This window comes from Streptomyces sp. NBC_01669, from assembly GCF_026339735.1.
GTDB classification, from domain to species: Bacteria; Actinomycetota; Actinomycetes; order Streptomycetales; family Streptomycetaceae; genus Streptomyces; species Streptomyces yanii.
The window spans coordinates 254501-280144 of sequence record NZ_JAPEQG010000003.1; the positions used below are offsets into that span (position 1 = coordinate 254501).

General features: G+C 69.2%; 20 protein-coding genes and 1 pseudogene. 17 read left to right on the forward strand and 4 right to left on the reverse strand.

What is annotated here, in order from left to right; translation table 11 throughout:
* Positions 1 to 18 precede the first annotated feature (18 nt).
* Positions 19 to 432 (reverse strand): annotated as a pseudogene (locus OG972_RS48145) (VWA domain-containing protein); the annotation flags it as partial.
* A 255-nt stretch (positions 433 to 687) separates the two neighbouring features.
* Here OG972_RS48145 and OG972_RS48150 point away from each other — a divergent pair.
* From OG972_RS48150 to OG972_RS48195, 10 genes are all read left to right on the forward strand, one after another.
* The gene (locus OG972_RS48150) at positions 688 to 1143 is read left to right on the forward strand and encodes a hypothetical protein (protein ID WP_266993422.1); all 456 of its coding nucleotides are present in this window, start codon (positions 688 to 690) and stop codon (positions 1141 to 1143) included.
* Positions 1144 to 1199: 56 nt separating this feature from the next.
* Entirely contained in the window at positions 1200 to 2039 is an 840-nt protein-coding gene (locus OG972_RS48155; protein WP_266993424.1) for a transposase family protein, read from the forward strand.
* Between the two features lie 299 nt (positions 2040 to 2338).
* Positions 2339 to 3238 (forward strand): hypothetical protein, encoded by a 900-nt coding sequence (locus OG972_RS48160; RefSeq protein ID WP_266993426.1) that lies wholly within the window; start codon positions 2339 to 2341, stop codon positions 3236 to 3238.
* Positions 3239 to 3291: 53 nt separating this feature from the next.
* Entirely contained in the window at positions 3292 to 3558 is a 267-nt protein-coding gene (locus tag OG972_RS48165) for a hypothetical protein (RefSeq protein WP_266993428.1), read from the forward strand.
* A gap of 38 nt (positions 3559 to 3596) precedes the next feature.
* On the forward strand, positions 3597 to 4703 hold the full coding sequence (locus OG972_RS48170) for a conjugal transfer protein (protein ID WP_266993430.1): 1107 nt from the start codon (positions 3597 to 3599) through the stop codon (positions 4701 to 4703).
* A gap of 13 nt (positions 4704 to 4716) precedes the next feature.
* Positions 4717 to 5004, forward strand: a complete 288-nt coding sequence (locus OG972_RS48175) for a hypothetical protein (protein ID WP_266993432.1) — start codon at positions 4717 to 4719, stop codon at positions 5002 to 5004.
* On the forward strand, positions 5001 to 5618 hold the full coding sequence (locus OG972_RS48180; protein ID WP_266993434.1) for a hypothetical protein: 618 nt from the start codon (positions 5001 to 5003) through the stop codon (positions 5616 to 5618). Before OG972_RS48175 ends, OG972_RS48180 begins: the two co-directional genes overlap by 4 nt.
* A 1-nt stretch (position 5619) precedes the next feature.
* Positions 5620 to 8163 carry an ATP-binding protein gene (locus OG972_RS48185; protein ID WP_266993436.1) on the forward strand — a complete coding sequence of 848 codons (2544 nt, stop codon included), beginning with the start codon at positions 5620 to 5622 and terminating at the stop codon, positions 8161 to 8163.
* A complete protein-coding gene (locus OG972_RS48190) occupies positions 8160 to 10478 on the forward strand; it encodes a hypothetical protein (protein WP_266993438.1) in 2319 nt (772 codons plus the stop codon). The genes OG972_RS48185 and OG972_RS48190 overlap by 4 nt, the downstream gene beginning before the upstream one ends.
* Entirely contained in the window at positions 10475 to 11629 is a 1155-nt protein-coding gene (locus tag OG972_RS48195) for a C40 family peptidase (RefSeq protein ID WP_266993440.1), read from the forward strand. Before OG972_RS48190 ends, OG972_RS48195 begins: the two co-directional genes overlap by 4 nt.
* Before the next feature lie 1098 nt (positions 11630 to 12727).
* Here OG972_RS48195 and OG972_RS48200 read toward each other — a convergent pair.
* Entirely contained in the window at positions 12728 to 13738 is a 1011-nt protein-coding gene (locus OG972_RS48200) for a metallophosphoesterase (protein WP_266993442.1), read from the reverse strand.
* 170 nt (positions 13739 to 13908) lie between these two features.
* Here OG972_RS48200 and OG972_RS48205 point away from each other — a divergent pair, with 170 nt between their 5' ends.
* The 6 genes from OG972_RS48205 (at position 13909) to OG972_RS48230 (ending at position 21292) form a co-directional block, all read left to right on the forward strand.
* Positions 13909 to 15105 (forward strand): RNA-guided endonuclease TnpB family protein, encoded by a 1197-nt coding sequence (locus tag OG972_RS48205; protein ID WP_266977707.1) that lies wholly within the window; start codon positions 13909 to 13911, stop codon positions 15103 to 15105.
* A gap of 219 nt (positions 15106 to 15324) precedes the next feature.
* Positions 15325 to 15573 (forward strand): integrase core domain-containing protein, encoded by a 249-nt coding sequence (locus OG972_RS48210; protein WP_266993444.1) that lies wholly within the window; start codon positions 15325 to 15327, stop codon positions 15571 to 15573.
* Positions 15574 to 16885: 1312 nt separating this feature from the next.
* Entirely contained in the window at positions 16886 to 17347 is a 462-nt protein-coding gene (locus tag OG972_RS48215; RefSeq protein WP_266993446.1) for a hypothetical protein, read from the forward strand.
* Positions 17344 to 19521, forward strand: a complete 2178-nt coding sequence (locus OG972_RS48220; protein ID WP_266993448.1) for an ATP/GTP-binding protein — start codon at positions 17344 to 17346, stop codon at positions 19519 to 19521. Before OG972_RS48215 ends, OG972_RS48220 begins: the two co-directional genes overlap by 4 nt.
* 14 nt (positions 19522 to 19535) lie before the next feature.
* Entirely contained in the window at positions 19536 to 20480 is a 945-nt protein-coding gene (locus OG972_RS48225) for a replication-relaxation family protein (RefSeq protein WP_266993450.1), read from the forward strand.
* A gap of 59 nt (positions 20481 to 20539) precedes the next feature.
* Positions 20540 to 21292 carry an IS6 family transposase gene (locus OG972_RS48230; protein WP_266993452.1) on the forward strand — a complete coding sequence of 251 codons (753 nt, stop codon included), beginning with the start codon at positions 20540 to 20542 and terminating at the stop codon, positions 21290 to 21292.
* Between the two features lie 232 nt (positions 21293 to 21524).
* Here the strand turns inward: OG972_RS48230 and OG972_RS48235 are convergent, their stop codons facing one another.
* Positions 21525 to 23105 (reverse strand): IS1182 family transposase, encoded by a 1581-nt coding sequence (locus OG972_RS48235; RefSeq protein WP_266993454.1) that lies wholly within the window; start codon positions 23103 to 23105, stop codon positions 21525 to 21527.
* A gap of 137 nt (positions 23106 to 23242) precedes the next feature.
* On the opposite strand from OG972_RS48235, the gene OG972_RS48240 reads away from it, so the two are divergent.
* Positions 23243 to 24508, forward strand: coding sequence for an IS701 family transposase (locus OG972_RS48240; RefSeq protein WP_266979962.1), 1266 nt, complete (start codon positions 23243 to 23245; stop codon positions 24506 to 24508).
* Between the two features lie 172 nt (positions 24509 to 24680).
* Here the strand turns inward: OG972_RS48240 and OG972_RS48245 are convergent, their stop codons facing one another.
* Positions 24681 to 25634: a YafY family protein gene (locus OG972_RS48245; RefSeq protein ID WP_266993456.1), complete on the reverse strand. Its 954-nt coding sequence runs from the start codon at positions 25632 to 25634 to the stop codon at positions 24681 to 24683.
* Between the last annotated feature and the right edge of the window lie 10 nt (positions 25635 to 25644).

The following is a 25644-nucleotide window of genomic DNA, read 5'->3' on the forward strand; positions in this document are numbered from 1 at the left end:
TTCACGAGGGGGAGGAGTCACGTAGTGGTCGATGACTTGGTCCATGGCCCAGTGGTAGTTCGTGCGCCCCATATGACCGAGGTTCTCGTGCAGCTTGTTGATGCGGCCGCGGTGCCCGCCGAGCGTCAGGTCAGTGGACCCGTCGACATCGGTGGAGAAGAACACCACCGGCACGACCCCGTCGTCGTCGAGATGAGCCGACAGCGACAGGACCTGCTCGGCCAGATGCTGCATGGTCCCGTCCCGGTAGTAGGGCCGCATCGACCCGGACCGGTCCAGCACGAGGTACACCGCGGCCCGCACGCCCTCCAGCCCATGCCCGCGGATACTGTCGCCCGCGACCTTGTACAGGCTGACCAGGTCGGGCGCACGTTCTTGCACCTTGGACAGGCTGATGGCTGGTGCTCGCTGCATGCCGTTCGTCGCGGTCATCCCCTCATGGTGACGCCTCGCTGCTGACCAAAAGCAGCGTTTACCCAATGAGCGGTGTGCATCGTGAAGTTGCAGGTCACGGGTCTGGTGTGAAGGGCGAACGGGGTACTCGCGCTGGTCGTCGGCGGGTGTCCACGGTGTAGATCGTCCGGCTCGCCAGCTGAAGGCGTTGTGAGGTTCTGCTGCGCCGATCGCCGGGCTGCCCATACGATCCGTCACCGGGCCGGTACGCCGGGAAGCGGGGAGGGTGCGGTTGTGCAGGAGCGGGAGCGGATCACGGCTCGCCGCAGTGAACTGGATGCGCTTGCCGCGGAGTTGGCCAAGCAGCTGCAGGAGGTCCAGGTCGAGCGGGAGGAGCTGGTGATCGCCGAGCGGGTCCTGAACCTGCTGGCTGAGCAGGACCGCGCCGTGGAGGAGGCCGCTGAGGCCGCGGCCCCGGTTCCGGCCCGGGTGGCGGGGCGGGCGGTGCTGTTGATCCCGTACCGCGGCGAAGATCCTGACGAGGCTGCGCTGCCCGGTGACTACCGCAGGATTCTGGCGATCGTGCGGGCCGCCGACGGCCCGGTCCAGGTGAGGGGAGTCGGCGAGGAACTGGGCCTGGAGGTGGCGGTGCGCGGGAAGCTGGAGCCGCTGCAGGCGAAGATGACCAAGCTCGCCGATCGTGGCTGGCTGCACAAACGGCCCGACGGACGGTTCGCCGCACGCCGGTAGCCGCAGGGGGACGGCCGGGCGTAACCGGAGGGCCCCCGGCGGCAGTTGAGTTTGGTGTGAAGAAAAACAACGACACCGTCGAGGGCCCTGACGGCCTTGTCTACACCGTCCGCCTGCCGCTGTCGAGCGCCACCCTGAACTATCTCGCCACCCTGATACGCGGCCACTGCAAGAAGATCGGCTCGCGGTGGCGGGCGCTGCCCGCGGGAAAGATCGCGGGGATCGTGCTGGCGGTGCTGCGCTGTGACCAGCGGCCCGGCGATCTGGCCGGCGGAAACGGGGTGCACCGCACCACCGTCATCCGCTGGGTGCGGGAGGTCGTCGGTCTGTTGGCCGCCCGCGCCCCGCGCCTGGACCGCGCGCTGAAGAAGATCGCTCGAAAGGGTGGTGGGGTGGTGCTTCTGGACGGCTCGCTGATCCGCACCCGGCGCCGCACCGGAACAGCGAACCGGAAAAACTACTCCGGCGAGCACAAATGCCACGGCATGCTCGTGATCGCACTCACCGACGACAAGGGCCGTCTGGCATGGGTCTCCGCGGTGCGGCCCGGACGCACCTCGGAGATCACCGCCTGCCGGCACGACAAACTCACCGCCCATCTCCGCGCGGCCGGGCTCGGCGCAATCGCCGACCTGGGCTTCGTCGGCCTCGACGACAGCGGCCCGGACGCCGACCCGGCGGTGATCACCGGATACAAGGCCGCCCGCAACCGGCCCCTGACCCGGGGGCAGAAACTGTCCAACAAGGCGCTGGCCGCGGTCCGGGCACCGGTCGAGCACGGCTTCGCCCACCTGAAGAACTGGCGCGTGCTCGGCAAGGTACGCACCGACCCGAAGTGGGCGACCGCCCTGGTGAGGGCCCTGCTTGTCCTGACGAACCGCGAAGTCGCCCGGTGACCGACGATCTTCGCCGAAGTCATCCGCCCGCGACCAGCACGAGCATCCCGAACCCCACGCACACCAGACCCGTGACCTGCAACTTCACTATGTACACCGCTCATTGGGGCTTGCCCGGAGTTGCATCGACCGGTCACCGAGGCTTGCCCACCCCCTTAGGAGGCTTGCCCAATCGCCCACCGGAGGCTTGCCCGCTCCATGGGCAAGCCTCCCACCTGCTGCTTCGGGGAGTTGGGCAAGCCGTTGGGCAAGCCGGTCTGAGGAGAGTTCACGGCACGACATCCGAAAGGAGAAGTGCCGTGCCGAACCTGTCGCCGACCGCCCCAACTGCCCGCGGAATCTTTGACCGCCTGGACGTGGAGTGGGAAGTCCTGTGCGCGGACACCTCCGTTCAGGCCGCCGTGACCGACTGGCTGATGGCCGATCGCCTGGCCGACGACGTCGCGGCCGTGACCGATTCCTGGGTGCGCGGTCTCGGACCCGCCCAGCTGCTCGCCGCCCTGCAGCCGCCCAACGGGGCCGTGACCGATGCGCTGATCGATGCCGTGCTCCGCGCCTTGCTGCGTCGGGCGGCCAGTCGTGACCGATCGGCCACGCTCGCCGCTCGCATCATCGTCCAGGCCATGATCCCCGCCGCCGTCCGCATGACCCGCGGTCAGGTCCGCCCCTTCGGTGGCCGCACCTTCGACGACATCGGTCACATGACCATCGCCGCCCTCTACGTCGTCGCCCGCTCCGGTCGCATCCACACCCGGCCTGGCCGGCCCGCCGCCAACCTCGCTCTGGACACGCTGCGTCACGTCTGCCGGGAGCTCGCCGCCGACCGCGAAGAGCACGGAGAAGACCTGGCCGCCGCACAGGACCTGGCCGACAGGACACCCGGGCCGGCCGAGATCGCCGAAGCCCGGAGCATCGGCTCGGCCGCGGCCGCCGCCGGCCTTCAGCCCACCGGGGCCCTCAGCGAAGGGGAAGCCAGCCGCGCCCGCCTGGAGCTGCTCGAGCTGGTCCTGGACGCGATGGCCAGCGGCACCTTGTCGCCAGCCGACGGCCGCGCCATCGCCTGGCACTACACCACCGACCCGGTCCCCGACACCGTCGCCGCCACCCGCACCGCCACGACCGCCACGGCGTGGCAGCGCCGCCGCTCCCGTGCAGTGGCCCGCCTGACGGCATCGCTCCAACTGAGTCCTGCGGCATGACGCCGACTCGTCATCCCTCCACCGTCCGCCCGCCCCCAGAGAAGGAGACCCACATGACCCAGACCACCAAGGTGCCCCTGGACGCAGACGAAGAGCGCATCACCCGCGCCCAGCATCTGCTCATCCAGCTCGGCGCCGCGCTGGTCTCCCATCCCTTCGACACCCAGACCCACGACCGGCTGCGTGCCTTCCTCGCCGACGACGCCGACGGGGTCCTCGCCTCCCTGGAGGCGCTGCAGCAGCGACCGGAGACTGAACTGCGCCAGCGGATCGCCGAACTGTCCGGCCACACCCTGCGGTCCTTCGGAGGCTCGGCATGAAGTCCATGTGGAACCGTCGCCCGGCGAATGAGGCGGCTGTGCCGGATACCGAGCCGCAGGACTGGGACATCGACGAGGGGCCGCAGGATGTGGCTGGCTGGTCGACCGGCGCCCAGGCAAACACCGCCGCGGCCATCCGCTGGACGGCCTGGGGCCTGCTCGTCCTCGGCCCGCTGCTCGGCGCGTTCGCGTATCTGTCGGCACCGGCACAGGCCGGACCCGCACAGAAGAAGCCGGCGCCCACCGCTCCGGCTGCGACCGGCGCCCAGGGCGCGGCCGGCTTCGCCCAGCTCTTCCTCGCCGCCTTCATCTCGGCGGGGGAGGGCGACCAGGACAAGCTCGCCGCCTACTACCCGGACGCCACGAGCCTGCGCCTGGAGGGGGCTTCGGACCGGCGGCGCGGCGAGCAGCTCACCGTCGTACGACTGCGCCAGACCGACTCCGGTATCTGGTCCGTCACGGTGGCTGCCCGCATCACCAACACGAAACCGGCCGCGAAGCCGGCCGACGGACCCCAGGCTGACGGCAAGGACGAAGCGAAGGCCGTGGCTGCCCGGGCCGTGCGGTACTTCCAGGTCCCGGTCGCCACCGCGACCACGGCCGGCGGGGCGAGCGGGTACACGGCGCTGGCCATGCCGGCCGAGGTCGCCGCACCCGAGCGGATCAAGGCTCCCGGACTCGTCTACGGGCCGATGCGGCCCGCGCTTCCGGCCGATCCGCGCACCCAGGCCGTCACCGAGTTCCTGACCGCCTACCTGACCGGCGCCGGTGAACTCGACCGCTACCTCGCGCCGGGAACGCACCTCGCCCCCGTCACTCCCGCGCCGTACACGGGCATCGCGGTCGACACCCTCGCCATCGAGGGCGAGAAGGGCACCGAGCCGGTGACCACGGTGCCTGACGACGGCACCACGCTGCGGCTGCTGGTCGCGCTGCGCGCCACGGGCCACGACGAGGTCCGCGTGCCGCTCACCTACGCGCTGATCCTCAAGGCGCGGGCGGGCCGCTGGGAGATCGCCAGCCTCGACGGCGCCCCCACGCCCGCCACCACTCCCACCGCGTCCGTCGCGCCGGCTGCCCCTAACGCCGGCACGACCTCCTCGAGGGCGCCCAGCACCGCTCCCACCCTCACCGCCACCTCCTGAAGGAGAAGACACCATGCACGGCATCACGCTCGCCGCCGGTTGGATCCAGACCGGTACCGGCCTCGGCAACGACATCAAGAACCTCATCTTCAACGTCGCCATCCCGGTGCTGTGCGGCGCCTTCGTGGTCATCGTCGGCTGGAAGACGAAGGCGCCCGGCCCGACGATCATGGCCGTGATCTTCTCGGCCATCGTCTGGGGCGGCGCCGCGAACATGGACACCCTCAAGGACAAGACAACCGAGGACATCACGCAGTACGACGGCGGAGGCCGCACGCTCACCGGGCCTGGTGACCAGTGACCACCCACCTTGTCGACGCGTCCGAGACCAGCGACGAGCTGATCGGCCGCTGCTACACCAAGGCCCGTCGTGCCCCCCTGGTTCACGGTGTCATCCGCGACGTCCACGGCGGCCGCGGAATCCGACTTCCGGGCGGCCCGTACACGCTCACTCAGCTCGCGGCGATCGTCGGCACGTTCGTGGCGCTGATCCTGACCCGTGCGGTCTGGGGCGGGCACGGGCTGATGGACGTGGTGGTGCTGCTCGGCCTGCCGTTCGCGGCCGCGTTTGTTCTGCGGCATCTGCACATCGACGGCCGCAACCCTCTCGCCGCTCTGGTCAGCGTCGCCGTGATGGTGACCGGCCCCAGGTGGGGGCGGCTGCATGGCCGGCCTTTCCGCCCGGCCCGACCGGTGAGCGGCGACACGCTCATCACCGTCGCCGCCGAGGGTCCTGTGGCCGACAGCGCCTCCGCAGCGGCACGGCCGGCCTCCGCCGTCGCCGTCACCGACCCTGCCCGGCTGGCGCCGGCCACACCCGCCCCCGATGCGACTGCCGGCGCCCCTGTGGCGTCCGGTGTGCAGGCCCTGCTCGCCCGCCGCGCCACGTCCGCACGAACCGACCCAGAGGAGTGAGATGCGCCTGCCGATCCGGCACGTTGCCAACAACCTCGTCTTCACCACGCACGGCACCACGTGGGCGATCTGGCGGGTGGCTGCGGCTAACTACTCCCACGCGCGGGCGACCGAGAAGAAGCGGCGGCTGAAGTCGCTTGAGTCGCTGTTCAAGTCGCTGACGGGCGAGCCGATGCTGATGTCGCTGTGCCCGCAGGTCGACCCGATCGCCGTGGTGCGCGCCATGGTCGCCGACGTCGACCTGAAGAAGTCACCGCGCTACGAACGGCTCGGTCACGCCGTGCTGGACCAGCTCGAGGAGATGGAGCTGACCGGCCGCACCGACTGGCTCGCTATCCCGCTGCCGCCGCTGTCCCGCAAGGACGCCGCCCTGTCCGCGTTCGCCGCGGCCAAGGCCGAAGTCGCGCTGCAGCTCGGCCTCATGCCCGCACCTATCACCGCCGGCGAAGTCGAGCGGCGCACCGAGCAGTCCAAGCGGATGCATGCCCAGTGGCCTACCGGGGTGTCGATGAGGCCGGCCACCGAGGCGGAAATCTTGTGGATCTACGGCCACAGCGCGCGCCGCGGGCTGGCGGAGCCGTTCCTGCCCGACGGCACCGAGCAACCCGTGCGCGGCCGCGGCCGGACGGTTGCGGCCCTGGGGGAGGTGCTGGTCGCCGAGGGCGGCGCCGACTTCACCGAGCGCCGCACAGCACCGGGCAATCCGTTTGAGCGGCGCTTCGTTCAGGTCTCCTCCGAGTGGGGCGACTCCTACCAGGCAGTGCTGGCCCTGTCCGAGATGCCGGAGGCCTTCGCGCTGCCTGGGGCGGCGTACCTGCAGCAGCTGGACGATCTGGCCTACCCCGTGGACTGGACCGCCCGGCTGGTCATCACCCCAGGCACCAAAGCGGAGGCGAAGACCCGCAAGCGCGCCCGGCACCTGAAGGCGCAGGCCGCGGAGTATCAGGGCGACCCGGCCGGCCCGCCGGCAGCGCTCGCGAAGAACGAGGCGGACAACGACGAGTTCCGTGGCCGGCTCACTGCCTCGGCCCGCGAGGTCGAGATCCGCGCCATGGTCACCCTTGTGGTCTGGGGTGCCACTGCGGACGAAGCTCAGGACCGTGCGGCCGCCCTGTCCAGTGACTTCGGCGCCACCGATTACACGTTCTCCCGGCCGGTGGGGGAGCAGACCAGCCTGTGGCACGCGATGCTGCCCGGCTGCCGTACCCCGCGGGTGATGACCGGGTACGCCCAGTACCTGCTCGCCCGGGACTTCGCGATGGCCATGCCCTGGTGCGGCTCCCAGCTCGGTGACGAAAGGGGCGGCCTGTTCGGGCTGCAGCTCGCTTCCGGCGGTGCCCGCCCGGTCATGGTTGACCCGGCCCGTGGGCCCCGGGAGAACGCGTCCGCGTCGATGGCGTTCATCGGCGAGCTCGGCGCCGGCAAGTCCGTCGGCCTGAAGTCGGCGGTCTACAACGTCCTGGCCCGTGGCCACCAGCCCGGGAAGCCGAACAGCCGCGGGCGCGCCGTCATCGTCGACCGCACCAGGGAAGAGGAATGGGCGAGGTTCGCGCAGGCTTGCCCCGGCACCACCCAGGTCATCCGTATCGGCCAGAGCGCCGAAGTGTCTCTCGACCCGCTGCGCCTGTACGTGAAGGACAGCCCCAAGGTCGCGGCCCGCTTTTGTGAGTCCTTCCTGACGCTTCTGCTCGGTGTGAAGCCGATGGACCTGGAAGGCGTTGCACTGTCCGAAGCGGTGCAGGCCGTCCTCGAGCGGTCCGAGCCCTCCATGCGCGCCCTGATGGATGAGCTCGCTTTGCGCGGGAGAGAGGACACCCCTGCCCGGAACCTGGCCCGCAAGCTCAAGGCGGTAGCGCGCAAGGACCTCGCTGCTGTCGTGTTCGACGAGTCGCTGCCGGTGGTGGATACCGCGCGGGCCGACTCCGTCGTCTTTCTCGTCAGCTCCCTGGCGCTACCGAAGAAGAGCGAGCTGGCCTCCGACCATCGCATCGAGCGCCTGGAGTTCGAGAAGGTTCTGGGCCGCTCGCTGATGTACCTGATCGCCGCCGTGGCGCGCGAGACCGTCATGCGGCACAAGGACGAGTTCGGCGTCGCAGTCTTCGACGAATGCTGGTGGCTCACGAGCTCGGACGAGGGCCTGGAGCTGCTGCTCGAGCTCATGCGTGACGGCCGTAAGCACAACGCCGCCGCCTATGTCGGCTCCCATGACCCGGATGACATCGGGCCGGCCGAGAGCGAGAAGGGCGCCATCATCCGCGGCCTGATCCCTCACCGGCTCCTCTTCCGCCAGACGGCTCGCTCGCTTGCCGAGCGTGGTCTGGAGTTCCTCGGCGTTGATGCGACCGATCCCGAACTGCTTGACCTGGTCACCGCAGGCCTGTCGCCGCTGGACCTGCCGGAGGAGGAGAAGCTCGCCCGGGCGGGGGAGTGCCTGTACCGGGACCTGGCCGGCCGCATCGGACTGATGAAGGTCCTCATCCCGATGGACCCGGCCGTCATGCGCGTCATCCACACCACCCCCAGCGACTACCGGACCGCAACATGACCACGCTTGTGACCTGGCGGATGCGGCTGCGGGCGCTGGGGGCCGCGCGGCTGCGCCTGGCGCTCCTGTTCGCCGTGCTCGCCGCCACCACCTTCACCCTGCTCACGTCGCTGCCCGCTCACGCGGAACCCACCCCTACCCCGTCCCCGACCTCGCCGGCCGCCGGCGCCCAGCGCACCCCGACGCCGGAAGAGATCGAGGCGATCGAGGAGGTCATGCGCGAGCAGAGCGAGAAGTTCTCCAAGGCGGCACAGGAAGCGATGCTCGACACGGAGAAGGACCGGCTGCGCAAGCTGCTCCCCGACGAGGGCGGTGTCCTCGGTGTCTTCGACGTCACCGACGCCAACGGCCTGCCGATCAGCGTCTACACCGTCAAGTCCGATACCGGCGGCCTGACGGACTGGGACCTGGATATCGAGAACCTGCTCACCGAGCTGTGCTTCATGGTCACCAAGTGGCTGATCGCGTTCTGCTGCTGGCTCATCGCCTGGTCCCTGTCCTTCGGCCTGGCCAAACTGCTGCTCGTCCCGGTGCTGTCGGTCGCCGACTCCCTGCACACCCGCGTCATCGTGGAAATGGGCCTGCCCGCGCTGTTCCTGTCGGTGTGCGCGGTCATCTGCGTCGCCCGGATCTTCTTCGGGGACAAGGCCAGGGGCTGGGGTGACGCCGCCCTGTCCCTGCTGCTGGCGGCGCTGACGACCACGCTGCTGTCCTCCGCCCCGCACACACTCCTCGGGGAACAGGACGGGGCGATCGCGGTGACCCGCGGCCTGGCCCTGGAAGTCGCCGACGTCATCCTGGACGCCAACCCGGCAACGCCGAACGCCAGCGACGGCGTGACCACCCCGGCCACCAGCAGCACCCTGTCGCGGCCCCTGACCGACGCGCTCACGGACGCGTTCATCGTCAAACCCGCCATGCTGCTGCAGTACGGCCGCGTCTTCGAAGGCGAGTGCGCCACCGAGTACGCAGACACCCGGCTCGCGCAGCTCGCCTTCGACCGGCAAGTCCACTCCCGCACCAACAAGCTCAAGAAGCTCACCGGCCTCACCGACTACCTCAGCCCCGTCGGCCTGCCCGTCTCCTCCTGGTACGACATGCAGATCGGCATGAGCACCCGGTGGGCCGTCGACCACTTCGGCGACCCGCCCATGGAGCGCTTCGAAGTACACTGCGTGCCCGGTGACGCCGACGCTGCGAAGAAGGCCAGCCTCGACAAGCTCGGCGGCGGACTCTTCCTCCTCATCGCCGCCATCATCGTCTGCGTCCTCATCTCCGGCCTCGCCGGCAGCTTCCTGGTCGCCCAGTGCCGCATCGCCTGGGACGCGATCCGCGGCGAGCCCGCCCTCATCGTCGGCACCATCCCCGGCGCCGGCCGCGCCTTTCTGTGGGACTGGGCCGCCTCCGTGCTCCGGTCCCTGGGCCAGATGCTCACTGCCGTCATCGCGCTGGCGGTGTTCATCCTCATCGTCCAGGCCGTCCTCGACCCCGTGCAGGAGGACTGGGGCAGAGAACTACCCCTGCGCTTCCTGGTTGTCGACCTCGTGTGCATCGGCGCGGTCAAGAAGCGTAAGCAGCTGTCCGCCCGCTCCAAGCAGACCGCCGCGAACTTCCGGGCCAAGATGTCCGCCGCCCGGATCGGCGGCACCCACGGCTCCGTCTTCAGCGGTCCCTCCACCTCGGCAGTCCCCAAGAACCGCCACATCGTCAGGAAGACCGCCCGCGGCCTGGTCCGCGGTGCACTGGTCGGCGTCTCTCTCGCCCAGGGCAACCCGCTCGCTGCCATCGCCTACTCCATGCCGCGGACCGTCGGCGCCACCGCCCTGGTGACCCGCTTGCAGACTGGCCGCCGCCGCCGCGGCCGGCCGCACCGCGCCCGCACCGCCAGCCGCCCCACACGGCGCCCGGGCAACCAGCCGGGTGCACCCGGCGGTCCGGGCACCCCGCCACAGGGGCCGCAGCCGAACGGCCCCCAGTGCGGCCCGCCCAGGCCTACGCATCCGCCGCGCCCCGCAGGTTCCACTCGTCCGGCCGGCCCGCGCCGGACAGGACCGGCTGCCCGAACGCCTCGACCGCGGACCGCTTCCGCCGCGGCCTCCTCGACCACATTCACGACCGGCGCGTCCGCTGCAGGCCAGCCGAGGCGTCCCCGTCGGCACGTCCAGGCCCACCGTGTCGTCTCGCGCCGTATCCAGCAGGCGGCCACGCCGCCGAGCCGGTCCGTGAGCGGGCCGGGCGGATTCGATGCCTGGCTCGCCGACCGGGAGGAGCGGGAACTGGCCCGTCGGCGTAGGCCTCCGCAAGGATCGTCGTGACGCAGAAGAACAAGAAGTGGCTGGCTGGCGGCACCGGCCTGATCGTGCTGGCGATCGTCCTCGTGGCGGCGATCGCCGCGCACGTCGCCGGCATCGGGCAGAGCGAAGCCGAAGCCGCGGCCGCACGGGCCCAGTGCGCCGCCAACGGGTCCGGCGGCATGGACGTCGACACAGGCCAGGTCGCCCAGCAGGTCAAAGCGGTGCTCGCTGGCAGCCGCAGCAACGTCAAGGTAGCTGGGTTGCCCTCACCGAAGGAACAGATCCCCAACGCGAAAGCCATCGTGGCGACCGGAGCACAGATGAGCATCCCGGCACGCGGTCAGGTTATCGCGCTCGCCACGGCCCTGCAGGAGTCGGGGCTGCGCAACGTCGACCATGGCGACCGCGACAGCCTCGGCCTGTTCCAGCAGCGCCCCTCCCAGGGCTGGGGCACCCGCGAGCAGATCATGGACCCGGTGTACGCGGCCACGAGGTTCTACAAGGCACTGAAGTTCCTCAAGGACTGGGAGAGCATGCCGATCACCGTCGCCGCCCAGAAGGTCCAGAAGTCCGGCCTACCCGACGCGTACGCCAGGCACGAAGCGCTCGCCACCGCCCTGCAGCAGGCCATCGCGCCAACGCTGGGCACAGCGGCCGCCATCCCCGGCATCATCCCGGCGGCAGCAGGCTTCGGGGCCGGTTGCGCCACCCAGGCCGGCACCGACAACGGCGGCATCCCCGCGGGCACACTGCCCGAGGGATACCAGATCCCCGTCACCGCCCCCATCCAGGCACGCAACGCGATCCGTTGGGCCCTCGGCCAGCTCGGCACCCCGTACCAGTGGGGCGGCACCTGCACCAACCCCCACGGCAACAACGCCCGCGACCGGTGCGACTGCTCCTCCCTGATGCAACGCGCCTACGGAGTGGCCGGCATCGAAATCACCCGGACCACCTACACGCAGATCAAGGACGGGCGGGCGGTGTCGACCAAGGCTCTACAGCCGGGTGACCTGGTTTTCACTAACGGCACGGCATCCCGACCCGAACATGTCGCCATGTTCATCGGCGACGGGTTGGTCGTGCACGCCCCCCGACCAGGCCGAGTCGTAGAAGTGGCTGAGCTCGCGACCCACGGAACGATCCTGGTGGCCCGTCGCATCGCACCCTGAATCTCAGGCGGTCACGGTCTGCGGGGGCGGGCATCACCCAGCTTCGCGCCGCTCAGCGAAACGCGGCCGCGGGTTCCCGCTGAGGAGCCTTCAGATTTCGCGAACTGACGGGGATCTTGGGTTGCCGGTAGGAAACGTGTCATGCGCCCCGAACGGGCGGCTAGGCCGCCTTGCCGCAGCCGTCCGGGGCAGGCCGGTCGTTTGCTTGATGCGTCGCACGTAGCGCGCGAAGGGGCCCCGCGGTACGTGCGACGGACCCGCGGGGCCACATGAGTACCGTCCTGTCAGGGCACCCATACCGACCGTACGGGCAACCAGCACTGACCGCCCGCCGGCACCAGCCGCGAGGCGTTCGCCGAGGACGACGTCGAGGCCGCGCTCGCCGGACTGGCCGCGACTCTGCCCATCGGGCGGCGCCACGCGCTCGTCGCGCTCAGACTGCATGTCTGACGAGATGTTTCGCGACTGTCGCACATGCGGTGATCAATTGGGGCGGCCCGTGACGAGAGCCTGGCGACGATCGGTTGAGCCGAGCATGCGAAAGCTCCTCCCGTATGCCCTGGCCATATCCGCGCCACTGTGCACGATGCTGCCCGCCCCCGCGGCCCATGCCCTGCCGGCCACGGCCTCAACGGCCGTCGTGGCCCGGGACTTCAACTCGTGCGGCCACCAGCCAAGGTCTGCGCTGCGGCTGCGGAGCGGCCCGAGCACGAAGCACACGACGCTCGGGATCCTCTACCCAGCGGACTCGATCAGCGCCAACGGGGCAAAGGGAGCGTGGTATTGGGTGAGCCTGCAAGACCGCTCCAAGTCCGGCCTGAAATCCAGCACCACGGGCTGGGTCGCAAGGTCCGGCCTCAAGCCGCAGGTATGTATGCAGTTGGACTGACCGAAATAGGTGACTCCTGCCCGCCCTTCAGGGCGGGCAGGAGTCACCAGGATCTCGTGCCGCTGAGCCGTGCCGATGAGGGCCGTAACAGGACCCCGTCGCCGCGCCCCGCAGACCACCATGCTGCGCACCCTCGGCGTCCGGCTCACCACCGCCGGGGGCCACGCATTGGTCCAGCTGCTCCTGCGCGGACCGCGCCTGCTGGTCGGTCAGGAGGTAAAAGGCACCCGGGTCCAGCTCAGGACATTCTTGGACCGGGCGTTGATGGTCACCTTCAGCCAGTTGTCGACGTCGGTCGACCCGTCGATAGTGACCCGGGTCAGATTCGGCGCGGCGGTGGTGACCCCGTAGAAGGAGAGCCACTTGGAGCCAGCGTCCAGCGGCTTGTCGCTGTTGTGGACGTGGCTGTCTCCGTTGAAGAGGTAGACCGGGCCGCGGAACGTGGCCGACTCCTTGGCAATCGCCTCGACGATCGGCTTGAAGGCGGAGTAGTCGGCGAAGGCCGGGTTGGTCACCGTCGGGTCGAACATATCGGCCTGAGTGAGCAGGACAACGGCCTTGTTGCGGTCGTCCTTGGCCGCGTCGAAGGTCTTGTGGATCTCCTGCAGCACGGCGTCGACGCGTCCGGCAACCTCGGCGGCCTGCTCCTTTGTGGGCGCGGTGTTGCCGGTCCACGGGGCCAGGCTGTTGTTGCTGCCGACGATGTGCAGAGCGGCGAATGCCACGTCGGACCGGGTGTACCGGACGTTTTCCGGGTAGCCCTGGTCAGCCTGCGAGGCCACGTGCACACTGTGCCGCCCGAGCGTTCGCCCGGGCCGAGGGAAGAAGACCTGCCGGATCGCGGCCAGGCGCTCGAGCGGGTTGTACCCACCGTTGTTGGGCCGGTGGCAGTCGGTCCACTCGTTGTCGCCGACGGTGTAGACGAGCGGATCCTTGAACTGGTCGAAGTCCGACTTGATCTGCTGGAAGTAGGCGTCACTACAGACCGTCGAACCGTTCTTGATATCACCGAGGTGATCGACGAACTTCACGTCGGGGTCGGCATTGATCTGGTTGATGACGCTCGGGAAGTCGGTGATCTGGGCGTCGCCGTAGGGGACGTCACCGATCACGGCAAAGGCGAAGGGGTCGTCCTTGGCAGCTGCCGGCCCGGTCGAGAGAGTGATTGCCAGCGCACTGACGGACAGTACGGCGGATGCGGCGCGGCGCCACGATGTCATCGTGAATCCTCCTGGTCATCTGATTCCTCCGTGGATACTCCGCCCTTCGGGGCGGAGAGGAAACGGACTCCTGCGGAGCAGGGCAAGGGCTGCGATTCGCCGCCAGGGCGGATCACAGTGCTCTGACCCGCAGGTTTGATCTTTACATGCGGTCGCATTAATTTGTGAGCGTGACCACGAACCACGTGAAGCGGGCGTTCAAGTACCGCTTCTATCCGACGGATGCGCAGGCAGCTGAGCTGTCGCGCACGTTCGGATGCGTGCGGAAGGTCTACAACCTGGCGCTTGCGGCCCGCACGGAGGCGTGGACGCGGCAGCAGCGGGTCAACTACAGCCAGACCTCGGCCCTGCTGACGGCGTGGAAGAAAACTGAGGAACTGGCCTTCCTCAACGACGTGTCGTCGGTGCCGTTGCAGCAGACGCTGCGGCACTTGCAGAGCGCGTTCACCAACTTCTTCAGCAAGCGGGCCAAGTACCCGCGCTTCAAGTCCCGCAAGAAGTCCCGCAAGTCCGCCGAGTACACCACCAGCGGTTTCCGCTTCCGGGAGCGCAGGCTGACTCTGGCGAAGATGGCCGAGCCGCTGGCCATCGTGTGGTCGCGCCCGCTCCCAAAGGGGGCGAAGCCGTCCACTGTGACGGTCTCCCAGGACAGCGCCGGTCGCTGGTTCGTCTCCATGCTGTGCGACGACCCCACCGTCAAGCCGCTCCCCGCCACGGATGCGGCGGTCGGTGTCGATGTCGGTCTGAACCACCTCCTGACGCTCTCCACCGGTGAGAAGATCGCCAACCCGAGGCATGAGCGCACGGACCGTGCCCGGCTCGCGAAGGCCCAACGCACCCTTGCGCGCAAGGCCAGGGGTGACGGCGCCAACCGCAGGAAGGCCCGGCTGAAGGTCGCGAAGATCCACGCCCGGATCGCCGACCGGCGCCGTGACGGCCTGCACAAGCTGACCACTCGGCTCGTTCGTGAAAACCAAACGATCGTGATCGAGGACCTGACCGTGCGAAACATGGTCAGGAACCGGAGCGTGGCCCGCGCCATCAGCGACGCGGCATGGGCCGAGTTCCGCAGCCTGCTGGAGTACAAAGCCCAGTGGCACGGGCGGGAAGTGATCGCGGTCGACCGCTTCTTCCCCTCCTCCAAGCTGTGCTCCGTCTGCGGCACCTTGCAGGACAAGATGCCGCTGCACGTCCGCACCTGGACGTGCGCCTGCGGCACGACCCACGACCGGGACGTGAACGCCGCACGCAACCTGCTGGCCGCCGGACGGGCGGTGTCGGCCTGTGGAGCTGGTGTAAGACCTCAACGGAGAACTCCGGGCGGGCAGTCGGCGATGAAACAGGAAGTCTCACGGCGCGAGCCGTAAGAATCTCCCTCCTTCAGGAGGGAGAGCGTCAAGGGTGGACCCATCCGAGTGTGAGCGCATGAACTGACGTGCGATGGTCAGGCAGAGAGTGGATGAACATTCGCCACTGTCGCGGTGACCAAGCCGGTTTGACGCCCCCGCCTACCGGCCGCAACCGTGCACCCTGTCGTCGGCGTCTGTCGTGGGCACAAGCGGAAAGTCACTGGCCGGATCACGGGCATGACTTCGAAGACCACCGGCGGCGCCGATTGCCTCCTCGCGTGCCTCGGCGCCACCAACGGCTCGTTCAAGGCTGAGCTGATCGAGCACCAAGGACCCTGGCGGGACGCTGACCAGGTAGAACGTGCCGTCGTCCAGTGGGTCGCCTGGTACGACACCGAGCGCCTGCACTCAGCCCTCGACTGCCTCCCGCCCGAGGAATTCGAGGCTCAGCACTACCGATCCCAGGCGACTACGAACGCCGCCTGAAACCATACAAACCGGCTGCTACGAAACTCGGAACAGCTCACTGTACGGTCGTGGGGACCGTCTGGGCGGTTTGCACACATGGGTGATCTCGCGGGGCTGATGCGTCGGCATGTTAGCTCTGCAAGGCGTCGCTCCAGCGAGAGTAGAACCAGCAGGGAGCCCTCGACGGCTGAGTTCCATGACAGGGCGCCTGGATTCGTTGGCAAAGGACAAGCAGTGACCGTTCTCACCGAAGTCAGTCGATCGCGGACCGCTGACCAGGGCGGACCAAGTTGGTTGAGATAGGCGTCCTCGGCGCGACCGGACATCAATGTGCGTTTTGAGTCTTTACGAGCCGGAAGGGCTGTCCTTCCCGGTCAGCAATCACGACCCCTGACTGTCCATTGCAGAGCCAGTGCACTCCGACACGCCACGTGACATCTCCTGGCGTGCCGGAGGTCACTCTGAGGAAGAAATGCTCGGGGTCAAGGTGCGAGACCGTGTACGGGAAGTCCGGTACGCCGTGGGCTGGCCTCGGCACGGGCGTCTGGTCGCTGAGGTCCACGCTGAGGTCCACATGGAAAGTGCGCAATTGCTCCGGTGACATAGGTTCAGCCATCGGAGGTGGCTCGACTTCGTCAATGCGGGGAGGGGCACATCGTGATTCCACGCGTATGTCCAGCTTGCTGAGGATCACTGCACGCTCAACGGTGGCTTCGACAGTCAGGTGCACGACGCTGCTCCCCAGATCTACCCAGCCGGTGGAGTTTCGCCGGGCCTCGAGGTCCTCGGGCACAGGGCCAATGTGCCCACTGAGGCCGGGGGTCTGGTAGGCCATCACGATGAGTGGGGCCGAGGGTGTGGGGGCCAGCACGGCGTCACGGCCACGTGTGATGACCTTGTCGGCACTGCGCGCCACGAGCCCGCCTAGAGCTGAGGCGAGCCCCGCGAGGACCGCTGCCACGATCCATTTGCCAATCCCCGGTACGGCGACAACTACAACGACTGCAGCTAGCAGTAAGACAACTACGCCAGCCCGCACCATTCGTCGACGAGACCCCACAGCTCCCCCTTCAGCACCTCTCCGAGGTGCCATCATGCCTGCCCCCCAAGTCAGCCGACTGGATTGGATGAGACGGCGGCTGGCTTGGGTGAGAACGGACAAGCAGCCTCGAGAGCCAGACAGTCAGAGGTAAAGGAGAAGCAAAGTCCTGTGGTTGGTGTCTGAATCGGTCTTCCGGCCTGACTTGGTCCAGGTGAAGGGGAGTTCTTCCCGCACCGACCAGGAGGCCACCATGTACGCAGCGCTCCGTGAGACCGCCCGGCGGCCGGTATGAGGATCGACCTGCCAAGAGCCGACGTCTTCTTCGATGCCGTCGACTGGGCCACCGCCGCCACCCCGTACCTGGCCGCGCTCACTCCGGTCGCCCTGGCCATCTGGATCGGCGTGGCCGTGCGGCGCGCCCGTCTCGTGCGGGACGCCCTCGCCGTCCGCGTTACTGTGGAAGTCGTTCCCACCAGCACGTTCGACCCGAGCGAAGGCGAGGTCGGCCGCTGGGCGCGCCAGCTCGGCCGGGTTCACCACGCCGCCGACGGGGTACCGGCCCGCGGCTCGGCTGCTCGGCTGCGCTACAGCGCCGAGGACGGCAAAATGCGGTGCTTTCTCGAGGGACCGGCCACCGCGGATGCCGTGCTGGCTATGCCCGGCTTCGCCGAGGTCGAAGTCCGAGCCCACCGGGCCCGCAAGGACATCCAGCCGGTCCGATTCCCCCAGCAGACCCAGGGGGCGAAGTGACCTCCACCATCGACTTCACCAAGGTCGCCACCGGTGACGACCGCCGCCGTCCTTCCTACCGCTATGTGCAGCGCGTCGAGCTGACGCTGGCACTACCCGACCAGAAGCCGCTCGCTTCCCTCGGCCTGAGCCCTGATCCGCTCCAGCAGCTGGCGGCTGCCATGGCGTCGGTGCGCACCGAGGCCAACGAGCGGGCCGACGTCGTCCTGGACCTGGTCCCCGTCCGGGAACGCCGGCTCGCCCGGCGCCGGCGTCGGCTGCTTGCACAGTCCAAGCGCCGCGGCCCCTCGGCGTACGGCGAGCGGCTGACTGGTGGCCTCGGTGGGGGAGGGGCGTGGGAATCGGTCCTCGCTGGCTGGTCCGGTGGCAAGACCGCCGGTGGCCGTGGCGAGCGGCTGCCTCGCATGACCGACCTGCGTGACGGCGTCGGCAAGTTCGATCCGGGTGCCGGTGCCGTGTTCGCTGTGCAGCTGCTGCTGCGGACCGAGGCCGGCCACCCGCAGGCCGCTCTCGCCCGCATGAATCAGCTGATCGCCGCCTTCTCCGCCACGTCCGGCGAGAACTACCTCAAGCCCCGCCGGCCGCGTACTCGATGGGGCATCGCGTCCTTCGAGAAACGGTTCACCACCGGCGAGTTCGCGCCCCGCAAGCGGCAGTGGCTGACCGTGCCCGAGCTGGCCGGCTTCCTCAAGCCGCCCACCATCAAGTGCCGTGCCCCCAGCGTCGTGCGCTCCGGCGGCCTGGTCCCACCGGCACCGTCCGACCTGCCTGTCTACACCGGGCAGCGGGACCTGGTGCCGCTCGGCGCTGTCATCTACTCCGACGGACGCGAGCGCATTGGCGCCGCCCGCGTCAACGATCTCCTCTTCGGCCTGCAGCTGGGCAAGTCGGGCCACGGCAAGACCGAGGCCGCGCTGGTGCAGTGCATCGCGATGGCCCACTCCGGGTACGGCACGTGGTTCCTGGACCCTCACGGCGAGGGGTGGGCCCGCGCGAAGCCGTACCTGGCCCACCCCGAGATCGCGTCCCGCGTGTGGGAGATCAACCTGGCCAAAGCGGCACCGGACCAGTTAGTCGTCTCCTGGAATCCGCTGTCCATGGAGGGCCGCACCCTCAGCGACGTCCAGGACGTCGTCCGCTCGGTGACCGAAGGAATTGCCGCCGCCCAGGAGTGGGGCGACAGGGCCCCGCGTGCCCGTACGATCCTCGCCCGCTCAGCCCAGGCCCTGGCCCTGCTCAACCTCCAGGCCGTCCAGGCCGGCGAGCCGGAAGCACAGTGCACCCTGTTCCAGCTGCGGACCTGGCTGACTGATGAGGACTGGCGCGAGGCCCTGCTCCCCCAGCTGCCCCAGCGGGTGCGTGCCTACTGGGAAATGACATTTCCGAAACTCGCTTCGGACGCGGTGCCGACCGTCACGTACGTCCTGGACCGGCTCGATACGAGCCAGAGCCTGCAGGCGTTCTTCGGCAACCCGCGCTCGGCGTACGACGTCCGCAAGGCGATGGACACCAGCCGTGTGGTCTTCGTCTGCCCCTCCGGCAGTGAGAGCGACGCGCTGGTGTCCTGCTTGCTGATTCACGATCTGCACCGTGCCGGCCTGTCCCGGCAGGACACCCCGCGCGAGGACCGCACCACCTTCTGGGCCTGGGGGGACGAGCTGACCGCCCTGGACGCCCCCAGCAAAGGCTTCTTGGCCGCCATCGCCGAACAATTGAGGAAGTACGAGGTCAGGTTCATCGGCATGACACAGATGGCCCTGCGCCTGTCCGCGATCACCCGGCAGTCCCTGCTTCAGAACCAATCCCTGCTCAGCACCTGCGCGGCCGACTTCGACGAAGCCGCCTTCGTCGCCCGGCGCTGGAACGGACACGTCACGCCGGAGACCATCACCGAGCTCCCGAAATACCACTACGTCATGTCGATCAGCCTCAACGGCAAGCCAACCAGACCCTTCCGAGTCCGCGGCCTGCCGGTCGAAGAGATCTTCGCCCACTACGACAACCCCGCCGGCGTCCCCGAGCTGGACCAGGCGATCGACACCAACCTCCAGCGCCGGCCTGTCGCCGAGATCCTCGCCGACCTCGAGGACCTGGATGCCGTCGTCCTCGCCCACCACACCGGCCGCCGCGTCGGCCCGAGCGCTGGAGGCGACCCCATCACCGTCATCGACTGAAACGGAGCACCCCGATGCCATACCCGCACGCCGGCCCCACGGGCCTGGGCCCGATCGCCCAGCAAGCAGCCCAGGTCATCTACCAGCACCGCCTGATCTCGACAACGCAGCTGCACCAGCTCATCACCCCACACCACACCCGCGCTGAGTACCTTCGGCGCCAACTCCACACCATGCGAGAGACGGGCCTGGCCGAGACCGTTGGCCGCCGCGTCTCCGGCCAGACCGAACTGCTGTGGTGGCTCACCGAGAAGGGAGCCAACGCTGTCGAATCGGTCGGCATGCTTCCCCAGCGCCCCTACCGCATGAGCCCCGAAGCGGCCCTCGGCCCACTTCAGGAACACACCCTCGCCACCGTGGAGACAGGCCTGGCGTTCGTCAACTGGGCCCGCCGCCTCGACCACGAATGCGGCCCGCTCGACTGGACCCCCGAAACTGCGCACTACTACCGCGACGACTCCCGCCCGGGCGAGGAACTCAGCCTCATCCCGGACGCAGTCCTCAACTACGTCCACACCGACCCCAAAGCCAAACAGCGCGCCCTGCTCACCTTCTTCATCGAGGTCGACCGCACCCAGATGACCATCGCCCGCCTCGCCCAGAAACTCCACGCCTACGCCGCCTACTACGACTTCACCCCGCAGCAGACCTCCGGCCGCGGCGCCAAGACGACCCGGCGCGCCGGAACAACACCGGCCTGGCGCTACCGCTACCCGGCCTTCCCACGCCTGCTCCTGATCCTCACCGGCGCCTCCGAAACCCGACTGACCCGGCGTGTCGCCGACCTGCGAAGCCTCGCCGCCAGCGACCCGGCACTCACCACCACCGGGCTACGGGCCGGTGTCACCACGCTCGAAGAACTCCGCGACCGGGGCCCCTTCGAACCGATCTTCACCCCGGTACTCGGCCCCGCCGACCACACCGACGCCTGGCTACGCCCGCACGCCATCGCTGCCTGACCAACCCCTCAACAGAAGGAAGGGCGTTGTCAGGTTGAGTGGTGGCCTTCTCAGGCGGCATGATCATCCGTCTGGTCGAATCGCTGGAGGGGCTGTCCGTGGTGACGCCGTCGTACCGGGGTTTCCGCTTCCCTCCGGAGGTCATCTCCCACTGCGTGTGGCTGTACCACCGCTTCAACCTGAGCCTGCGCGACATCGAGGAGCTGATGCTCGAGCGCGGCATCGAGGTCAGCCACGAGACAGTCCACCAGTGGACGCGCCGGTTCGGCCCGGCTTATGCCGCTGCTCTACGTCGGCGCCGTCCGGGGCCTGGTGACAAGTGGCACTTGGACGAGGTGTTCGTCAAAATCAGCGGCGTGCAGCGGTACCTGTGGCGGGCCGTGGACCAGCACGGGAACGTGCTCGACATCCTGCTGCAGAACCGGCGGGACGAGGCCGCGGCCAGGCGTTTCTTCCGGAAGCTGATGAAGAAGACCCGGTCGGTGCCCCGGGTGATCGTCACCGACAAGCTCCGCTCCTACGGCGCCGCCCACCGCCACGAGATGCCGTCGGTCGAACACCGCTCGCACAAGGGCCTGAACAACCGGGCCGAGAACTCCCACCAGCCGACGAGGCAACGCGAGCGCGCGATGAAAGGCTTCCGATCGGTGGGTGCCGCACAACGGTTCCTGGCCGCGTTCAGCGGCATCTCACCCCACTTCCGACCCCGCCGTCACCTCCTCACCGCCCCGAACTACCGCGCCGAGATGATCATCCGCTTCGCGATCTGGGACCAGATCACCGGCGTCGCCAGCCTGCCCGCCGTAGCCTGAGCCGCTGTCACCACCGAAGCCGAAACGCGTCGAACCGGCTCACACCCTCGAGCACTCGCTCAACCTGACAAAGCCGTCAGATCGCCTCGCGTCACCCCGGATGTCTACCGCCCCGAGCCACTCCGGCGGAGCGATTTGACCCAACAGTGATCTGAACCTGGAACACGCCCTAGAAGACTCATGAAGATCTTGGTGAGGGCTGTCCGGCCGTCAGGCCGGGCGGCCCCTTTGGTCATGCGCTGGCCGGGGCGAGGTGCCAGGTGCCGCTGGTGTGGGTGAGTCCGAGGTTGATCAGTCGGCGGAGGTTGAGGGCGGCGGCTCGGGTGTGGAGCCAGGCGTCGTTCTTGAGGGTGCCGCGGTAGCGGAGTTTGCGGTTGCCGTGGTGGACGAGCCAGGCGACGGTGCGTTCGACCGGGGGTCTCCAGCGGCGGTAGTCGGCCTGCCAGGCGGGGTCGGTGGCAGCCTGGTGGCGGGCGGCTGCTTGGAGGTCGTGGTGCGGGCGGATGGTCAAGATGCGTCCGGCCTTGGCTTTGGTGCACCGCTGGCGTAAGGGGCATCCGGTGCACAGATCCTTGAAGGTGGCCTTGCGCTGGTGGTGTCGGCCACCGGGCTCGGACAGGCTGACGGTGTGTCCGGCGGGGCAGGTCACGGTAGCGGCGGTGGTGTCGATGGTGAAGTCGTCGAGGGTGAAGCCGCCGGGGACGGCCGGCCGCAGCGGGGCGGGTTTGAGGAAGAGTTGGTGCCCGGCCTCGTGGAGGGCCTGGCGGGCGTCGCCGGTGGAGTAGGCGGTGTCGCCGAAGGCGTCCACCGGGGTGTCCTCGTCGGCGAGCAGGTCCAGGCCGACGGCCGCCTCGTGGTGCTCGGGCCCGGCGCCGGGCCGCAGGGCAACGGCGGTGTATAAGCCGGTCTCGGGCTCGATGGCCAAGTGGGCCTTGAAGCCGTCCTGCTGGTGGCTGCGGGTCTTGTGGACGTGCCGGGCTTCCGGATCGACGGTGGAGACCATCCGGCCTGGGGCGGTGCCCCGCGTAATGCGCCAGCGGCCGTCGCGGCCGTCGGATTCATCGGCGGGCTCGACATCCTGGCCGGCGACCAGGGCCAGGATGCCCACCGCGTTCGCGGCTTTCTCGCCGAGTTGTTGGTCGGGCAGGTGGCCCAGTAGCCGCAGCGCGTCCGTGACCAGCGCGTCGACCAGATCGGCGCGGGCCTGTTCATCGTTCCAGGCAATCTTCGGTTTGCCCGGGTCGGTGTAGTCGTGGGCGGTGCACTGGGCGGCCGCGACCGTTTCGGCACCGGGAACCTCGCGGATCACCGCCCGGACGGCGGCGATGAGCTGGGTGACCGTGTCCTGGGTGGCGACCGCGTCGTCCAGCACGGTGGAGTCCAGCGCCCGGCGGTGCTTGCCCTTCAGGACCCCGGTTGCCTTCACCACCTCACGCACGGCCTCGAACACCCGGTTCGGCCGGGCGGAACGGGCCAGTCGGCGGCGGAAGTAGGCCAGCAGCGACGGATCGAACGCCATGTCGTGCAGGCCCAGACCGCACGCGGCCTTCCACCGCAGGTCGCACCGCAGTTCCTGGACCGTCTCAAAGTCCGACAGCCCGTGCAGGGCCTGCAGCGTGATTACGGCGGCCAGGATCTGTGGCGGCATACTGGGCCGCCCGTTCGCCGACGGATACATGTCCGCGAACATCTCAGCCGGAAACAGCCGACCCCGATGCTCGGCCAAGAACGCGAACACGCTCCCAGCCGGAATCAGACCCCGACACGTCTCCCACACGTCCGGCCCGACGCTCTCGCCGATCCACTCGCCCATCGCCACAAGACGAGTCTGGCCCTGCCGTGTGCGCGGCAGGGCCAGAACCCAAGATCTTCATGAGTCTTCTAGTAGGGCCTGGTCAGGTCGGCTGTGGTGGTGCGTGTCCTCTTGGCCCGGTGTGGCGTTGGGAGTGTGTGACTCCGGACGAGATTGCTGTGGTGCGTGGTGAGTTGGAGGCGTTCGCGGCGGAAGTGTTCGAGCCGTTCGCGCGCAATGACCAGCGCCGCTGGGGGCAGGTCTACCTGCGAGGGCTGCTTACCGACGGGCAGCGTAAGTCGGTCGAGCCGATGGCCGCGCGGCTCGGTGAAGACGGGAACCGGCAGGCACTGGCCCATTTCATCACCACCAGCCCGTGGGATCCGGCTCACATCCGGGCGAAACTGGCCTGGCGGATGGAGGAGGTGATCGGGCCGGAGGCTCTGGTCTTCGACGACACCGGGTTCCTGAAGGACGGGACCGCCTCGGCGTGTGTGTCGCGGCAGTACACCGGCACCGCTGGCAAGGTCACCAATTGCCAGGTCGGCGTCTCGCTCCACCTCGCCTCCGACCACGCTTCCGCGGCCATCAACTGGCGACTGTTCCTGCCCCAGACATGGGATCCCGCCTCTGCGAAGGCCGATGCGGGCAAGGTCGCCCGACGTGCCGCCTGCCAGATCCCGGACGACGTCGGGCATGTGGAGAAGTGGCAGCTGGCCCTGGACATGCTCGATGAGACCCGCTCGTGGGGCATCGAGGTGCCGCTGGCCATCGCGGACGCCGGATACGGCGACGCCGCCGCGTTCCGGCACGGGGTGCAGGCCCGCGGCCTGAACTACGTGGTGGGAATCTCCAGCACGCTGTCGGCCCAGCCCGGCGACGCGGTGCCGGTGACCGAGCCGTACTCCGGGACCGGACGCCCACCGGTGGCCAAGTATCCCGACAAGCCGCGGTCGGTCAAGGAGCTGGTCATCGCGGCGGGGCGGAAGGCCGCACGAGGGGTGCAGTGGCGGGAAGGCTCCCGGCCCGGCACCGGCCGCACCGGCCGCAAGCGGATGTACTCCCGCTTCGTGGCCTTGCGGGTCCGGCCTGCCGGACGCGAGGTCCGGCAGGCCACCGACGGCCCGGAGCTGCCCGCGTGCTGGCTGCTGGCCGAATGGCCTGCCGGCGAGCCCGAGCCAGTGCAGTTCTGGCTGTCCGACCTGCCCTCCGGCATGCCTGTGACCACGCTGGTCCGGCTCGCCAAGCTCCGCTGGCGCATCGAGCACGACTACCGGGAGATGAAGCAGGCCCTGGGCCTGGCCCACTTCGAGGGCCGAACCTGGGGCGGCTGGCACCACCACGTCACCCTTGTCTCTGTCGCGCATGCCTTCTGCACCCTGCAACGACTGGCCCAAGCCCCAAAAGACGCGGCGTCGGCCTGAGCCTCTACCAGGTCATCCGCGAGCTACAGACCCTACTCGCGGTCTGGACCGGCGCCTGCCCGACCTGCCACCGCGACATACCCATCCCAATACGAACCTGACCAGGCCCTACTAGTCCGCGGCCCAGGGCCCGCGGGGACGATGCGGTCAGGGCGGGGCAGTGCGGGCGGGGTCAGTCGCGTGTCGCCGCTGCGAGTCGGGCCGCGAGTTCCCGTACGTGTTCCACCAGTTCGGGTGGCTCGTGCACGGTGAACGGGGCTGCCAGCAGGCCCATCCACAGGGCCAGTTCGTCCAGGGAGTGCGCGCCGGCCGTCACCGTGCAGGACTGCGCGTCGCGTGGCTCGATGGTCGCCGCTGTGGCGGGCATGCGCTCTTGTACCTGGGCTGCCGGGGCGTGGACGGTGAAGCGGGCCTGGTGGCGGTAGGGGGCGGTGGACAAGGCGCGGGAGGTGTAGTCGGCGAGGTCGAGGGCGGGAGCCTGGCGAGGCGTGAAGCGGGGGCCGTTGGGGGTACGCAGGGTCAGGCGGTCGACGCGGAAGGTGCGCCAGTCGGCGCGCGCGGTGTCGTAGGCGAGGAGGTACCAGCGGCGCCCGGAGAACACCAGGCGGTGCGGCTCGGCTTCGCGGCGGGTTTTGGTGGAGTCATGGGAGCGGTAGTGGAAGCGCAGGGTCTCGTGGTCCCGGCAGGCCGCCGCGATCGCCGTCAGGGTGTCCGGCGCGACCATCGGTCCGCCCTGCGCCAGCGGCACCGTCACCGACTGGAGCGCTTGGACGCGGTGCCGGAGGCGGGACGGCAGGACGCCTTCGAGCTTGACGAGCGCGCGTACGGAGGTCTCGGCGATCCCGGCCACGGTTCCGCCCGCGGCCGTGCGCAGGCCCACGGCGACCGCCACCGCCTCTTCGTCGTCGAGCAGCAGCGGCGGCAGTTGCGTCCCGGCGCCGAGCCGGTAACCGGCTACCCCGGCACTGGCGTGCACGGGGTAGCCCAGTGCGCGGAGCCGGTCCACGTCCCGGCGCACCGTGCGTGGGGTCACGCCGAGCCGTTCGGCGAGTTCCGTGCCGGACCAGTCGCGGTGGCTCTGGAGGAGGGACAGCAGTTTCAGAAGGCGCGCTGAGGTTTCCCGCATAACGGAAAGT